At 63.9% G+C, this 14,422-nt stretch carries 16 protein-coding genes; 8 read left to right on the forward strand and 8 right to left on the reverse strand.

Annotation, left to right across the window (positions count from 1 at the left end; all coding sequences use genetic code 11):
• The first annotated feature begins 86 nt into the window (after nt 1-86).
• From irrA to ACO054_RS17430, 3 genes are all read left to right on the forward strand, one after another.
• Nucleotides 87-515, forward strand: a complete 429-nt coding sequence (gene irrA / locus ACO054_RS17420) for an iron response transcriptional regulator IrrA (RefSeq protein WP_421707853.1) — start codon at nt 87-89, stop codon at nt 513-515.
• Nucleotides 516-744: 229 nt separating this feature from the next.
• The gene (locus tag ACO054_RS17425) at nt 745-1,161 is read left to right on the forward strand and encodes a rubrerythrin family protein (RefSeq protein ID WP_421707854.1); all 417 of its coding nucleotides are present in this window, start codon (nt 745-747) and stop codon (nt 1,159-1,161) included.
• A gap of 359 nt (nt 1,162-1,520) precedes the next feature.
• Nucleotides 1,521-2,438, forward strand: a complete 918-nt coding sequence (locus ACO054_RS17430) for an NAD-dependent epimerase/dehydratase family protein (RefSeq protein WP_421707855.1) — start codon at nt 1,521-1,523, stop codon at nt 2,436-2,438.
• Nucleotides 2,439-2,442: 4 nt separating this feature from the next.
• On the opposite strand, the gene ACO054_RS17435 is transcribed toward ACO054_RS17430, so the two are convergent.
• A complete protein-coding gene (locus ACO054_RS17435) occupies nt 2,443-3,012 on the reverse strand; it encodes an SH3 domain-containing protein (protein WP_421707856.1) in 570 nt (189 codons plus the stop codon).
• Between the two features lie 205 nt (nt 3,013-3,217).
• Here ACO054_RS17435 and ACO054_RS17440 point away from each other — a divergent pair, with 205 nt between their 5' ends.
• On the forward strand, nt 3,218-4,204 hold the full coding sequence (locus ACO054_RS17440; protein ID WP_421707857.1) for a 2-hydroxyacid dehydrogenase: 987 nt from the start codon (nt 3,218-3,220) through the stop codon (nt 4,202-4,204).
• A gap of 18 nt (nt 4,205-4,222) precedes the next feature.
• Here the strand turns inward: ACO054_RS17440 and ACO054_RS17445 are convergent, their stop codons facing one another.
• The 7 genes from ACO054_RS17445 to ACO054_RS17475 all read right to left on the reverse strand — a co-directional run bounded on the left by ACO054_RS17445 (nt 4,223) and on the right by ACO054_RS17475 (nt 11,027).
• Complete coding sequence (locus ACO054_RS17445; RefSeq protein WP_421707858.1) at nt 4,223-4,816, reverse strand: histidine phosphatase family protein; 594 nt, start codon at nt 4,814-4,816, stop codon at nt 4,223-4,225.
• 66 nt (nt 4,817-4,882) lie between these two features.
• The gene (gene cysK, locus ACO054_RS17450; protein ID WP_421707859.1) at nt 4,883-5,881 is read right to left on the reverse strand and encodes a cysteine synthase A; all 999 of its coding nucleotides are present in this window, start codon (nt 5,879-5,881) and stop codon (nt 4,883-4,885) included.
• Nucleotides 5,882-6,063: 182 nt separating this feature from the next.
• The gene (locus tag ACO054_RS17455) at nt 6,064-6,519 is read right to left on the reverse strand and encodes an RrF2 family transcriptional regulator (protein ID WP_421707860.1); all 456 of its coding nucleotides are present in this window, start codon (nt 6,517-6,519) and stop codon (nt 6,064-6,066) included.
• A gap of 204 nt (nt 6,520-6,723) precedes the next feature.
• Nucleotides 6,724-7,200, reverse strand: a complete 477-nt coding sequence (dut, locus tag ACO054_RS17460; RefSeq protein ID WP_421707861.1) for a dUTP diphosphatase — start codon at nt 7,198-7,200, stop codon at nt 6,724-6,726.
• A complete protein-coding gene (gene coaBC, locus ACO054_RS17465; RefSeq protein ID WP_421707862.1) occupies nt 7,197-8,438 on the reverse strand; it encodes a bifunctional phosphopantothenoylcysteine decarboxylase/phosphopantothenate--cysteine ligase CoaBC in 1,242 nt (413 codons plus the stop codon). Before coaBC ends, dut begins: the two co-directional genes overlap by 4 nt.
• 142 nt (nt 8,439-8,580) lie before the next feature.
• Entirely contained in the window at nt 8,581-10,173 is a 1,593-nt protein-coding gene (gene ubiB, locus ACO054_RS17470; RefSeq protein ID WP_421707863.1) for a 2-polyprenylphenol 6-hydroxylase, read from the reverse strand.
• Nucleotides 10,161-11,027 carry a class I SAM-dependent methyltransferase gene (locus ACO054_RS17475; RefSeq protein WP_421707864.1) on the reverse strand — a complete coding sequence of 289 codons (867 nt, stop codon included), beginning with the start codon at nt 11,025-11,027 and terminating at the stop codon, nt 10,161-10,163. Before ACO054_RS17475 ends, ubiB begins: the two co-directional genes overlap by 13 nt.
• 50 nt (nt 11,028-11,077) lie before the next feature.
• Here ACO054_RS17475 and mutM point away from each other — a divergent pair, with 50 nt between their 5' ends.
• The 4 genes from mutM (at nt 11,078) to rpsT (ending at nt 13,733) form a co-directional block, all read left to right on the forward strand.
• Nucleotides 11,078-11,938: a bifunctional DNA-formamidopyrimidine glycosylase/DNA-(apurinic or apyrimidinic site) lyase gene (mutM, locus tag ACO054_RS17480; RefSeq protein ID WP_421707865.1), complete on the forward strand. Its 861-nt coding sequence runs from the start codon at nt 11,078-11,080 to the stop codon at nt 11,936-11,938.
• A gap of 123 nt (nt 11,939-12,061) precedes the next feature.
• A complete protein-coding gene (locus tag ACO054_RS17485; RefSeq protein ID WP_421707866.1) occupies nt 12,062-12,436 on the forward strand; it encodes a hypothetical protein in 375 nt (124 codons plus the stop codon).
• A 65-nt stretch (nt 12,437-12,501) separates the two neighbouring features.
• Nucleotides 12,502-13,278 (forward strand): enoyl-CoA hydratase-related protein, encoded by a 777-nt coding sequence (locus tag ACO054_RS17490; RefSeq protein ID WP_421707867.1) that lies wholly within the window; start codon nt 12,502-12,504, stop codon nt 13,276-13,278.
• Between the two features lie 191 nt (nt 13,279-13,469).
• Complete coding sequence (rpsT, locus tag ACO054_RS17495) at nt 13,470-13,733, forward strand: 30S ribosomal protein S20 (protein ID WP_421707868.1); 264 nt, start codon at nt 13,470-13,472, stop codon at nt 13,731-13,733.
• Nucleotides 13,734-14,422 lie beyond the last annotated feature (689 nt).

Consider the following 14,422-nt stretch of genomic DNA (forward strand, 5'->3'; position numbering starts at 1 on the left):
TCACTGCGAATTCGACTGATTCTAGAAATTCGGCTAAAGCGCGCTGCACCCCTTCAATTTGTTCGAATGACACTTATATGGCGCGAATGACCGATGTACGCCCCTACACCGCACTGATCGAACGGCTGAAGCTTGCCGGCTTGCGGCCGACCCGCCAGCGACTGGCCTTGGCAAAGCTGCTGTTCGATACGGCGGACGATCAGACCGATCGTCATGTCACCGCCGAACAGCTGCATAGCGAGGCGATGGAGGCGGAGGTTCGAGTATCTCTGGCCACCGTCTATAACACCTTGCACCAGTTCACCGACGCCGGTCTGTTGCGCGAAGTCGTGGTCGACTCCGGGCGATCCTACTTCGACACCAACATCGACGATCACCATCATTTCTACTTCGAGGATAACGGCCGGCTGCAAGACATTCCGGGTGCCGCCGTGCGTCTGGCCGAGCTTCCCGAGGCGCCTGCTGGAGCTGCAATCAAACGAGTCGAAGTCATTATTCGTGTACGTGAAGACTAGGCGTTTCTCGTTTTCCACTTGAGTTGCGACCGGCTCTCAAAAGCCTTTTTCTTCTATTCCGTACTAATAATATTAGAGAAATTCCAAACTGTTGACAGTTTGGAGCCCTCCCCTATATCGCGGCGCGTGGATAAGGTAGAGCCGGGGTTAGACCGTCCGCTCGCCGCAGTCAGGGTTGGCGGCACCGCAACGGCCGCGCAACGCAAAGAATACACGGGAGAGAGATAAGATGTCCCTCAAGGGCAGCAAAACCGAACAGAACCTGAAGGACGCCTTCGCCAGCGAATCCATGGCGAACCGTCGCTACCTCTATTTCGCTCAGAAAGCGGACGTCGAGGGCTTCAACGACGTTTCGGCCGTCTTCCGCTCCACAGCTGAAGGCGAGACCGGCCACGCCCACGGCCACCTGCAGTTCCTCGAAGACGTCGGCGACCCCGCCACGGGCGAGCCGATGGGCGATACCCGCGCCAATCTGAAGTCCGCGATCGCCGGTGAGACTCACGAATACACCGACATGTATCCGGGCATGGCGCGCACCGCCCGCGAAGAAGGCTTCGACGAGATCGCCGACTGGTTCGAAACCCTGGCGAAGGCCGAGAAAAGCCATGCCGGACGCTTCCAGAGGGCGCTCGACACGATGGCGTAGCGAGGCAGGGCGCCGTTCGGTCGGATCAGATCGCGGCGCCCCTGTTCCTTTCGAATGATTGGCGTCGGCGACTGGAGGATTTTCAGTCCAGCCGGCGTCGACCGCCGTTTCCGAAAAGCCGTCCGGCACCGAGGCCAGGCTCGGCTTCACCTGGAGTGTGCGCACCCTCGTCGCAGTCGCGCCCAAGGTCGCGGACGCCTGACGTCAAGTTGGGGAGGCAGACGACCTGCGCGAAGGCAGTCTTGGCGCTCCGGTGCGTCATCCACATGGCGGTCCTGACCGAGGAAGTTCGGACGGCTCTGACTGCGGATCTTGCCTATACTGACAAATCTCGCGGGTTGTGCGTGTAATCTTGTCGGATGAAGGTTTTTCTGCTTGGCGCTAGCGGTTTAATCGGTCGCAACATCGCGACCGCACTGGTGACCAGAGGTCACCGCGTCTTCGGACTGGCCCGTTCCGAGGCCAGCGCGGCTTGTGTCGCATCTCTCGGCGTCGAACCGGTTCGAGGGGATCTTGCGGACCCGGAACTCTGGGCGGACCGCGCCGATGCCTGCGACGCGCTGATCCAGGCATCCGGAACCTTCACCGACGACATGGCCGACTTTGAGACGCGTTTGCTGAACAGTCTCCTGACCCGGATGACGGCCCCCGGCAAACGTTATCTGGCGACCGGGGGCATCTGGCTTTTTCCCGCAGCCGGTTCGCGGCCGACGCGTGAAGATGACATCATGCAGCCGACGCCCGGTTTCGAGTGGGCGCCTGCCCTGCTGAAACGCGTTCAGACGGCTGGCGGTCTCGTTGTTCATCCAGCAGCGGTCTGGAGCTTCCGAGGTGACCTGCTCGAGCGCTTTCTCGATCCCGTCCGGCTGAACAAGGTATCAATTACCGTCGCGGGCGGGCCGCAGGTTCGCTGGCCACTGATCGAAGTTCAGGATCTGGCCGACCTCTATATTTTAGTGCTGGAACAGGGAGAACCTGGCCAAAGTTACCTGGCCGTCGCCGAAGCAGGTACGACCCAGGAAGAGCTAGCTCAAGCCGTTGAGAGCGGTCTGGGGCGGAAGTTCGCGCGCCGGAGCCTCAGCGAGGCCAACTTGATCGCAACCGAAGGAACAGTCGCAGCCGGCTATGCACGCGACCTTTGGGCCGATGGTTCAAAAGCGCACCGCGCCTTCAATTGGCAGCCCCGTTCGACCTCGGCCGCCCGACAACTTGCAAAACTCGCGCGGGAAGGTAGGCCGGATCTCGCCGAAACCGATCCCGGATCTTCGCCTCGATAGGGTTTTAGCCGCCGAAGACCTCTTCCGCGAAGACGCCGTAGACCGTGGTGCGCGGCAACCAACCTCGATAGCCACGTGCCGAGACCGCGCACCAGCTATCGCGGCAGGCTTCCAAGCGCGCGATCAGGCCGCGCTGGAACCGCGCCAGGCCGGCGGCCTGCTCGTCCGGCTCCCGTCGCAGGATCGTCTCCTCGGCCATGATGATGACAGTGCGTTGACCAGCGAGAAGCGACTGGTGCATCCAGCCCTCGGTCCCTTCCCAATCCCGCACCTTCCGCCAGGCATCGAACTCTTCGATGATCTCGACCGGCATGTTGCGCAGCCGATAGACCCACTCGGTGGGATAGCGCAGACCGGGTCCGATCCGAAGTTTGGCCTCGCTCGCTCTCACGGAGGCGAAGCGTGGCAGCGGTAGTCCGGTGGAGGCACCGACCCGTTGGCCGCTCGCCGACTCTGCCGTCGGCAGGCCTGCCGGACCCGTCTGTTGAGCCGCCAAGGGCCCAACGAAACACAGCCCGACGAAACACAGGGCGGCGACCAGCACCGCAAGCGACACACCACGGATCCCCCACATGATTTGTCGGTTACCCGCGCGACCCCGCGCCGGTCAAGCAGACGCTGAAGCCGGCCGCTACCTTCCGGCACTTCGCTGCAGCAACCTGGACAAGCCGGCACGGGGCTTGCTAAGCAGCCCGCTGACTGGCGTCGCAGCCGAGTGCAGTCCCAAGTGAGTACGCGGTTGCGGTCACACGCCTCAAGCCAACGGTCGGGAACTGCCGATGCCCTCTCAGAAACCCTTGGTCGTTGTCACCCGCCGCCTGCCGGATCCGATCGAAACGCGCATGATGGAGCTGTTTCGGGCGCGGCTGAATATCGACGACACGCCGATGACCCAAGCTCAGCTCATCGAGGCGGTCAAGGAAGCGGAGGTTCTGGTTCCCACGGTCACCGACCGGATCGACTCGGCAGTGCTGAGCCAGGCGGGCCCGCAGCTTCGCCTGATCGCGTCCTTCGGCACCGGCGTCGACCACATCGACCTGAAGACGGCACGCCAGCGGGGCATCACCGTCACCAATACGCCGGGCGTGCTGACCGAAGACACGGCCGACATGACCATGGCGCTGATCCTATCGGTCTCGCGGCGCCTGACCGAGGGCGAGCGACTGGTCCGCTCGGGCGCCTGGGGCGGCTGGAGTCCGACGGCCATGCTAGGTCATCGCATCTCTGGCAAACGGCTCGGGATCGTGGGCATGGGGCGCATCGGATCGGCCGTCGCTCAGCGGGCGAAGGGCTTTGGCCTGTCCGTGCACTATCACAATCGCCGCCGGGTCCACGAAGACGTCGAGGCGGAGTTGGAGGCCACCTACTGGGAAAGCCTCGACCAGATGCTCGCCCGCATGGACATCGTTTCGATCAACTGCCCGCACACGCCGGCGACCTATCACCTGCTGTCCGCCCGCCGGCTCAAGCTGCTGCAGCACCATGCCATCATCGTGAACACCTCCCGCGGCGAGGTGATCGACGAAAATGCGCTTGCGCGGATGCTGGCCGGCGGCGAGCTGGCCGGAGCCGGGCTCGACGTCTTCGAGCATGAACCTGCGATCAACCCGAAGCTGGTCAAGCTCGACAACGTGGTCTTGCTGCCCCACCTGGGCTCCGCGACGATCGAAGGCCGAATGGCCATGGGCGAGAAGGTCATCATCAACATCAAGACCTTCGCGGACGGTCACACCCCGCCCGACAGAGTTCTTGAGGCGATGTTCTGAAGTCGGCTGCATCGCCGCTCAGCTTTCCAGAACCGTTACGTCCCAATCGCTCCGCCCAATCGGCTTGTGCAGGACGGGAACGCCATTCGGCAGGTCGCCTTCGATTCCCGTGTCCAGGGCGCGCGCGACGGCCCAGTAGATGCCGCCATGCGCCACGACCAAAGGCGGATCCTTCGCTTCGGCACTGCACAGCAAGACAGTCTCCAGGGCCTTTTCCGCCCGCACCAGGAAGGCCTCGTAGTCTTCGGCTCCGGGAATAGGCCGACCGCTCATCCAGGCGGCCCGCCAGCCGGGCCTGACCGACTGCGCCACCTTACCTTCCAGTTCGCCGAAACCGCACTCCGCCAGAGCAGTGACGCTGCGAAACGGCAGCCCGCGGCTCCCGACCGCGAGCCGCGCCGTTTCGAGCGCCCGCTCGAGCGGACTATGAAACACCGTGCAGAAATCGAAACCTGCCAGCGCCACGGCAGCCCGGTGGGCCTGGCGACGTCCCGTTTCGTTCAGCGGCCTGTCGCTGCGCCCCTGAAGCCGACCCTCCCGATTCCAGTCGGTTTCGCCATGCCGCAGGAAGACGAAGGGCACACGGGGCGGTTGCCAAAAAGTCCTCGACACGTTGTCAACCGCCTCGGTGAAACTCGTCTCTAAAGCGCGATCCCGTTAGATGGACACGGCTCTGCTCTAAAGCCCCTCAAACAGCGCGGTCGAGAGATAGCGCTCGGCGAAGGACGGCAGCACGACGACGATCGTCTTTCCCGCCATCTCCGGACGAGCCGCCACTTCCAGCGCCGCCGCGATGGCGGCTCCGGACGAGATGCCGACAGCCAAACCTTCGGTCGCCGCAGCCTCCCGCGCGGTTCTGAAGGCCGTGTCGTTACCGATCCGGATCACTTCGTCGATCAAATCGGTCTCCAGAATCCCCGGCACGAAGCCGGCCCCGATACCTTGGATCTTATGCGGTCCCGGCTCTCCACCGGAAAGGATTGGGCTGTCCTCAGGCTCGACCGCGATCATCTGCAGGCTCGGCTTTCGCGCCTTCAAGACCTGGCCCAGACCCGTAAGAGTGCCGCCGGTGCCGACGCCGGAAATCACCACGTCGACCTGACCGCCGCTGTCGGCCCAGATCTCCTCCGCCGTCGTGTTGCGATGGATTTCGGGATTGGAGGGATTCTCGAACTGCTGCGGCATCACGGCACCGGGGATCTCGCCCAACAGCTCCTGCGCCCTGGCCACGGCACCCTTCATGCCCTTGGCCCCTTCGGTGAGAACCAGCTCGGCCCCCAACAGCTTCAACATCTTGCGCCGCTCGACGGACATCGTCTCCGGCATGGTCAGGATCAAGCGGTATCCCTTCGCCGCCGCCACGAACGCCAAGGCAATACCGGTGTTACCGCTCGTCGGCTCGATCAAGACGGTCCCGGACCCGATCTTTCCGTCCGCCTCAAGCTTCTCGATCATCGCCAGCCCGATGCGGTCCTTCACCGAGGAGAGCGGATTGAAGAACTCGCACTTGCCGATCAGATCGGCCTGGACCCCGTGTGCAGCCGCAAGCTTACGCATGCGGACCAGAGGCGTCGCGCCGATGGTATCGAGAATAGAGTCATAGACTCGACCGCGAAACTCGCCCTTGGCGACCTCGCCGGGCTGGATCATCTCGCTTTTCGCCGCTGCGTCGCTCATCGCTCCGATCCTTCTGTCCGAGGTAAGTCCGAATAGGCTTCGAATGGATTTGGTACCTCGTGGTGGAGAATACCAACGAAACCCGCGCTCCGGCCGTGAAACCGAGGCATAGCTGTTAGCCCCGCCGGTCGCAGAGGGACGCGAAGGCCCGAGTTTGCGGCGGTCGAACCGCGGCAGATCGGCTAGATCGAGAAGTCGGCGGCCACCTTGCCCTCCGGGGTGATCCCCCGTTCGCGGGCACGGTGACAGAGCTCGTCGATGGTGGTGTTGTCGAAGCGCTCCATCATCTCTCTCTGCATATCGATCCAGATGGGGCGCACGACCTTCACGCCGATCTCGGAGCCGTCGGGTTCGCTGGCCGGATCGGCAGTGCCCTCCAGCTTCCGAACAATCCGGATGATCTCGCCGACGGAAATGCGCCGCCTTTCGCGCGCCAGACGGTAGCCGCCGCGCGGACCGCGCTGGCCGGCCAGAATGCCGTGATGCACGAGCTGCTGCAGCACCTGCTCCAGATAGCGGCGCGGAATGCCCTGGCGGCGGGAGATGTCGGTGGAGCGCACCGGGCCGGTGTTGGTGTGGTAGGCGATGTCGACGACGGCTTCGATGGCAAACAGCAACTTCTTGGATAATCTCAGCATCTTCTTGCGGACCCTTTCGTCCGTTACCCGTCCCTGTTGTCTCTTAGAGACTGGTTGAGAATTGGCCTTGAGGCCATTCTTGGTTCTGTTCCGTCCCGCTCCTCCACCCGGCCAACGAACGACAGTATCCTGGATGGGTGGCAGGGTGGGGGAGCGGGACGGAACAGAGCATTGTCAAACAGTCTCTTATAAAGTGGCGGCCTCTTATGAAGTGGGGGCGGCCGTTCCGGTCGATCCGAAACCGCCGCTGCCGCGGCGGGTTTCGCTAAGTGCCGCGACCGGTCGCCAAACCGCCTGTGCGACCGGCGCCACGACCATCTGGGCGATGCGGGTTCCGCGTTCGATCGTGAAGTCGGCTTCACCCAGGTTGATGAGTAGAACCTTGAGCTCTCCGCGGTAGTCGGCATCGATCGTGCCAGGCGTGTTGAGACAGGTCACGCCGTGCTTCAAGGCCAAGCCGGAGCGCGGCCGAACTTGAGCCTCAGTACCGGCCGGCAGCGCGATGGAGAGTCCGGTCGGAACCAGGACCCGGGCGCCAGGTGCGAGGGTCAAGGGAGACTCGACGGCCGCCAAGAGATCCAGCCCGGCGGAGAGTTCCGTCTCGTAGCGTGGCAATGGCAGGGTCTCGGCGTGGGGCAACTGAACCACTTCGACGGAAATGCTCGGGGTCTGCCCCTTCACTCGGCAACTCCTTCTGACAGGGTCTCAGTCATGTGCGGGGCGGGCAGGGTTTCGCCGATCCGCGAAGCCAGGCGCTCGGCCACGGCCTGCTTGCGCAGACGCGGCCAGGACTCGACGCCGGCCGCATCGACCAGATGAATTGTCGTCTCGTCTCCACCGAACGTGCCGCTGGCCGGAGAGACATCGTTTGCGAGGATCCAATCGCAGCCCTTGGACGCCAGTTTGCGGCCTGCATGCTCGACTAGGTTCTCGGTTTCCGCGGCGAAACCGATGACGAGACGCGGACGCTGCGGACCCTGTTGAGACAGAGTTGCAAGTATGTCGGGATTGGGCACCAACGAGAGCTCTGGGGCTCGGCTGTCAGTCCCTTTCTTCATCTTCTGTTCGGCCGTCTGGGCTGGACGCCAGTCTGCCACCGCGGCGGCGCAAACGGCGATCTCGACCGGAAGGGCTTCGCGGCAGGCCGCCAACATCTCCTCCGCCGACTCCACATGCAACGTCGTAACGCCGGCTGGATCCGGCAGAGCGACCGGGCCTGTCACGAGAGTCGTCTCGGCCCCAGCCGCCGCCAGGGCGGCGGCAACCGCATGGCCCTGGCGGCCGGAAGATCGGTTTCCGAGAAAGCGAACGGGATCGAGCGCCTCGAAGGTCGGGCCGCTCGTCACCAGCGCGCGCCGCCCGCTCAGTCGGCCAGCCGCCCGAAACTGAGTTTCGATGGCCGCGAGGATCTCGGCAGGTTCAGCCATACGCCCGTAGCCATATTCGCCGCAGGCCATGTCGCCCTGATTGGGACCGACAAAGCGAGTCGCCCGGCGCTTCAGCGTCTCCAGATTGCTTTGGGTCGCCGGATGCTCCCACATGCGTACGTTCATGGCCGGCGCCATCAATACCGGCTTGTCGGTCGCCAGCAGCGCGGTGGAGGCCAGGTCGTCGGCGCGCCCCGTGGCGAGCTTCGCCATGATGTCGGCCGTCGCCGGTGCCACCACGACCAGATCGGCGTCCCGCGACAATTGGATGTGCCCCATCTCGGCTTCGTCGGTGAGGTCGAACAGCTCTCTGTAGACCTTGTCACCGGTCAAGGAGGCAAGGGACAGGGGCGTCACGAACTCCGCACCCGCTCGAGTCAACACGGCACGGACGGAAGCGCCCCGCTCCCGCAGACGACGAACCAACTCCAGCGTCTTGTAGGCGGCGATCCCGCCGGCAACAACGAGCAGGATCCGTCTTCCACTCAGCATGCAGGCGACGCCCTTATTTCACGGCTGAACTTGGTAGATAAGGTAACGACCGGCCCCTGGCATCCGCAAGCCCCCGCCAGCGTATTTTCGCAGACTCAGAGGTATTTTTATCCCAGTTCTTCACGCACCCATCAGGCCGCCGTCAGTCCAACACTGCAACCAGCGCGAGGATCAGAGCCAGCAGTGAAAACCAGAAAGCGGGGCTTCGGCCCGGACCGTCCCGGCGATCCCAGTCTCGCTCGCCCGGGCGACGGTCCGGCGCCACGCGCGGCCAGTGCTCCAGCACCTCCTCGGCCCGTCTGGCGAGTTGCGGCAAACGGCTCAGGGTTTGGGTCATCTCTTCGACCCCACGCGCCGCCCGCGCCGCCGGCCCACGGTTCGCCCGAACCCAGCGCGCGATCAAAGGCTCCGCGAGAAGCCAGATGTTGAGGTCCGAATCGAGCCGACGGCTGACGCCCTCGGCCATCAGCATGTTCTTCTGCAGCAGGACGAGCTGAGGCTGGACAGGCATCTGAAAGGACTCTGTCAGCTGCAGAAGCTGTCCGAGCAGCCGGGCGAAGGAAATGCGCTCCAGCGGCTGGCCGAAGATCGGCTCGCAGACGGCACGCAAGGACTGGGCGTAGAGGTCCAACGGTTGGCCGGACGGCAGAAAGCCGGCGTGCGCCTGAACTTCGGCGAGACGCCGATAGTCCCGGCGCAAGGTCGCCAGCAGCATGTCGGCGAGGAGTGCGCGGGTAGCCCCGTCCAGACGCCCCATGATTCCGAAGTCGACGGCGACGATCCGGCCATCGGCATCGACGAACATGTTGCCGGGATGCTGGTCGCCGTGGAAGAAACCGTCGCGAAAGACCTGATTAAAGAAGATCGCGGCAGCCTTCTCCAACACGTCCTGCAGATCGTGGCCGGCGGCCAGCAAGGCGGCCCGGTCGTCCATGCGAATGCCGGCGATCCGCTCCATGGTCAGCACCCGCTGTCCGGTCCGCTCCCAATCCACGGCGGGGACTCGATAGCTCTCGTCGTCAGCGAAATTGCCCGCGAGCTCATCCGCGGCGGCGGCCTCCAACCGAAGATCCATCTCGGTTTTCACCATCCGCTCGAACTCGGCGACCACGGCCACCGGCCGGAAACGGCGCAGGCGAGGCTCGGTCCGCTCGGCTAGGCGGGCCAGCCAATAGAGAAGCTGCAGATCACGCTCCAGCTTCTCCTCGACCTGCGGCCGCAGAACCTTAACGGCAACCTCTCGTCTCCCCCTGTCGCCACCGTCAGGGTCGTCCTCAGCCTCCTGCCGGATCACAGCGAAGTGGACCTGCGCGATCGAAGCGGCGGAGACGGGGGTATCATCGAACTCGACGAAAAGCCGCTCTAGCGGAGCACCCAACTCTCGCTCCACGACGGCGCGGGCGGCGGAGGCTGGGAAGGGCGCCAGGCGATCTTGCAGTTCGGAGAGATCCGCCGACATTTCCTCGCCGATCAGGTCCGCCCGGGTGGCGAGAAACTGCCCCAGTTTGATGAAGCTGGGGCCCAGCGCGACGAAGGCCCGAGCCAGCTTTTGGCCCGGGCGGCCGTCGCGCTGCCGTGGAACCAAGCGCCGCAGTACGGCCGTCAAGGTCGGAGCCAACCCCGTCTTTTCGACCGCCGCCAAGGCGTCGTGCCGGGCCAGCGTGCGGGCGATGCGGAGCAACCGCCAAAGCATGAGAGGGCTGCGCAGCATCGCTCCGCCGATCAGATGCGCCAACCGGAATGGATCGCCGCGATACCACCGGAGAGGTTTCGCCAATCGGCACGCGCGAAGCCGGCGCCCTCCAACTTGGTCGCCAGATCCGCCTGCTTCGGGAAGCGGCGAATGGACTCCACGAGATACTGATAGGACTCGCGGTCTCCGGCCACCAGACCGCCGAGGCGCGGGAGCACCTGGAAGGAATAGAGGTCGTAGGCCTGGTCGAGGACAGGCAGCACCACCTGGCTGAACTCGAGGCAGAGGAAGCGGCCACCGGGCCGCAGGACGCGGCGAGCTTCGGCCAGAGCGCAATCGACATCGGTCACGTTTCGAAGACCGAAGGCGATCGTGTAGGCGTCGAGAGACCGCGAGGGTAGAGGCAAGGCCTGAGCGTCGCCGCAAACCCAGGTGAGGTTGCGCAACAGCCCACGGTCGATGGCGCGGTCGCGGCCTTGGCGCAACATGCCCTCGGTCAGGTCCAGAACGACGATGTCTCCTGCGATTTCGTCGTTCGCCGGCCCGCTCTCACCCCCACTACCGTCGCCATCGGGGCCGCGCTCAAGATCTGTCGAACGCGACAAGCGTGCAGCGACACGGAGAGCGATGTCGCCTGTGCCCCCGGCCACGTCCAAAAGCCGCAGGCCAGGGCGCGGATTGAGCAAACGGACGAAAGCGTCCTTCCAGAGACGGTGCACCCCGAGAGACATGAGGTCGTTCATCACGTCATAGCGGCTGGCGACCGACTCGAAGACGTCGCGCACGAGCGGCGCCTTCTCCTCGCGCAAAACCTCGCGATAGCCGAAGCTGACGGTCTCGTCGGATGGCTCCGCTGACGAACTTGTGGGATCGGGGTTTCGGGAGGCGTTTGACATCGGGCGGGAGGATAGCGCTCCGACAAGCCTTCGGCTAGGTTGCGCGCGCCATGCCCGAACTCCCCGAAGTCGAAACCGTCGTACGCGGCCTGCGGCCTGTGTTGGAGGGCCACACCCTGGCCCAGGTGGTCCAGCGCCGACCGAATCTCCGCTTTCCCTTTCCCCCGGACTTCGCCCAGCGACTGACCGGACGGCGGATCGAGGAGATCACGCGGCGGGCGAAGTACATCCTAATGCGGTTGGCGACCGACGGCCGGAGCGATCCGGAGGTCTTGCTGATTCACCTCGGTATGTCTGGACGCATGACACTGCTTCCGGCGCGGCCCAACCTGCCTTACCTGCCTCACGATCATGTCGTCTTTGTCACCGACGAGGGGCGGGAGGTGCGCTTCAACGACGCACGCCGCTTCGGCTTCATGGATCTCTTCAAACGCAGCGCTATGGACGATCATCCACGGCTGACCGCACTCGGCCCCGAGCCGCTCGACGAGTCTTTCGACGGAGCCCGCCTCGCTGCCGCTTTGCGGAACAAGCTGACGCCGATCAAAGCCGCCTTGCTCGATCAAGCGGTCGTTGCGGGGCTCGGTAATATCTACGTCTGCGAGGCGCTTTACGGAGCCGGCCTCTCGCCGAAGCGACTGGCACGTACGGTCCAGGGCAAACGTGCCGAGCGTCTCGCGGCGTCGATCAAAACGACCTTGGCACGTGCCATTGCGGCCGGCGGTTCCAGTTTGCGGGACTACGTTCAGGCGAGCGGCGAACTGGGCTACTTCCAGCATGAATGGGCGGTCTACGGAAAGGAAGGGGAAGCCTGCCCGGACTGCGATTGCGACCCCGCTGCGTCGGGCGGGATTCAACGCGTCGTCCAGGCGGGTCGTTCGACGTTCCACTGTCCCCGGCACCAGCGTTGAGGCTGCAGCAGGATCACCTGAAGCGGGATTTCTGCTCCGATCACCGAAGGAGAAAGCGGTTCACACGTTTGACGGAAGTCAAACCGCTTCCATCAAACACGATCGCGCTCTAGGTTGCGCGCCATGTCGCGAAAGCTGCTTGCTGTCATATCGTCTTTGCTTGTTGCCCTGACCGCAACGGTCGGGCTGGCGCAGGAGACACGCTACTTCGAGGCGCTGCCGGATCTTCCGGTCATGCCCGGACTGATTGAGCTGGAGGCCGCCGGCATCTCTTTCGACAAGCCGGGCGGACGAATCGTCACGCTCTATGCGACGGGGACGGCGGCGCCGGAACGGGTGATCGACTTCTACGAAGAGACCTTGCCAGCACTCGGATGGCAAGCAAGCGGTGGAGAAATCTGGCTGCGCGAGGGAGAACGCCTGACCCTTGAGGCGAACCGCGATGCGCGGGTGCGCGACGGAGACACCGTGGCCCGCTTCACCCTGGCCCCCGAGTAACACGAAATACCGTCACGACAACCAAGCTCCGCAGGCCTCCCTGCGGGCCGGAGGAAGGAACCGCCATGGCCTACGAATATATCACGACCGAAACCCAGGACGGCGTGGCCATCATCACCCTGAATCGTCCGAAGGCGCTGAACGCGCTCTGCGCCGGTCTGATCGCGGAGCTGGGCCAGGCACTGCAGAGCTTCGACGCCGATGCCGGCATCGGCTGCATTCTGATCACCGGCAGCGAGAAGGCCTTCGCGGCCGGCGCCGACATCAAGGAGATGACGGACAAGACCTACCAGGATGTCGAAGCCGAGGATTTCATCACCGGTGACTGGGAAGTGCTGTCCAAAGTCCGTACTCCGACGATCGCCGCCGTGTCCGGCTTCGCGCTGGGGGGCGGCTGCGAGATCGCGATGATGGCCGACATGATCGTCGCATCCGACACCGCCAAGTTCGGTCAACCGGAGATCACGATCGGGACGATTCCCGGTTCCGGCGGAACGCAACGCCTGACCCGTGCGGTGGGCAAGTCTCTGGCGATGTACATGTGTTTGACAGGCGAGTTCATCGACGCCGAGACCGCGCTGCGCAGCGGTCTGGTCGCCAAGGTCGTGCCGACGGCGGAGCTGATGGAGGAGTCGCTCCGCATCGCCAAGAAGATTGCCGGCATGAGCCGGCCAGTGGCGCGTGTCTGCAAAGAAGCGGTCAACGTCGCGCTCGAGACGACCTTGACCGAGGGTGTCCGCTTCGAGCGCCGGGTTTTTCACGCCACCTTCGCCTTCGACGACCGCAAAGAAGGGATGGAGGCCTTCGCCGGCAAACGCAAGCCGGAATGGAACCACCGCTAGAAGGCAAGCGACGGCAAAGCAGGGCAAGGGACAGCCTCTGGAAGCCGGCAGACAGACGGCATCCAACCCTTGACGACCGGTGGGGGCGTGGCTATAACCCGCGCCTTCGCCTGCCCAAGGTTCGCCTGGCTTTTACGGCGCGAACCGAAAGCAGCGAAGCAGACTGTCCCAAGCTATCGAATAGGGTATCCATGGCGAACCATAAGTCCGCCGAGAAGCGCATTCGTCGCAACGAACGCCGGCGTGAAATCAACAAGGCACGGGTGAGCCGCATCCGGACCTTCCTGAAGCGCGTCGAACTGGCAATCGCCAGCGGTGACTCCGCCTCCGCACGCGAGGCCTTGAAAGCTGCTCAGCCGGAGATTCAGCGTGGCGTGACGCGCGGCGTGTATCACAGGAACACGGCCGCACGGACGATTTCCCGCTTGTCCAAGCGCGTGAAGGCGCTGGCCTGAGGCCAAGCTGCTTCTCCGGACGCTAAAGAGTCCGGCTTCATGGAGGCCCTGCCGTTTTCTTCGGCAGGGCTTTTTCGTGTTCGCCGGCTTCATGGTGTCTGTCCGCCGAGCAAGCCCCGGGACAGCGTCGACACACCTATACAGGCCAACAGACCTCTGTCGGCGGAGTGTGGGCGATGAGCCACACCTGCCGGCGGAATCGAGTCGCGGCACGAAAATCCGGCCTGCGCAGTCGGTTCAACCAGGCGGCGATATGCTGGAGTCTGAGCGTCTTGCATCGGACTCTTGGAAGGGGGTGCAAGAGTCACCGGACAAACTGACAGGCGTTCCGCCTTCGGTCTCATTGCGCACGCTTTAGGTGACAGGTAGATTACGCGTCCTCCAAGTAGGGTTACCGTATGTGAGCAAACTGATTAAATCCAAGTAAAATCCTCAGAGCCTTGTGGATAAGTAATGTATAGATAATAAAAGGGGGAAGCGTTGTGGGGTGGATTCATCTGGCTGATTTAGTTAGTACTGCGTTCAGGCAGACTTCCACTGACATCGGGGCCTAACGCCTCGTTCCTAACAAGTCGATCACGCTGCTAGAGGTGGTGTAGACGGGGCGGATATCTCCGCCACGACGGCGTAGCTTTGTCCGAAGCCAGGCCTCGGACAGGTTGTGCGCCGATGGCATGCAACACAGGGAC

The sequence above is a fragment of the Algihabitans sp. genome (assembly GCF_965226985.1).
In the GTDB taxonomy this organism is placed as follows: Bacteria; Pseudomonadota; Alphaproteobacteria; order Kiloniellales; family DSM-21159; genus Algihabitans.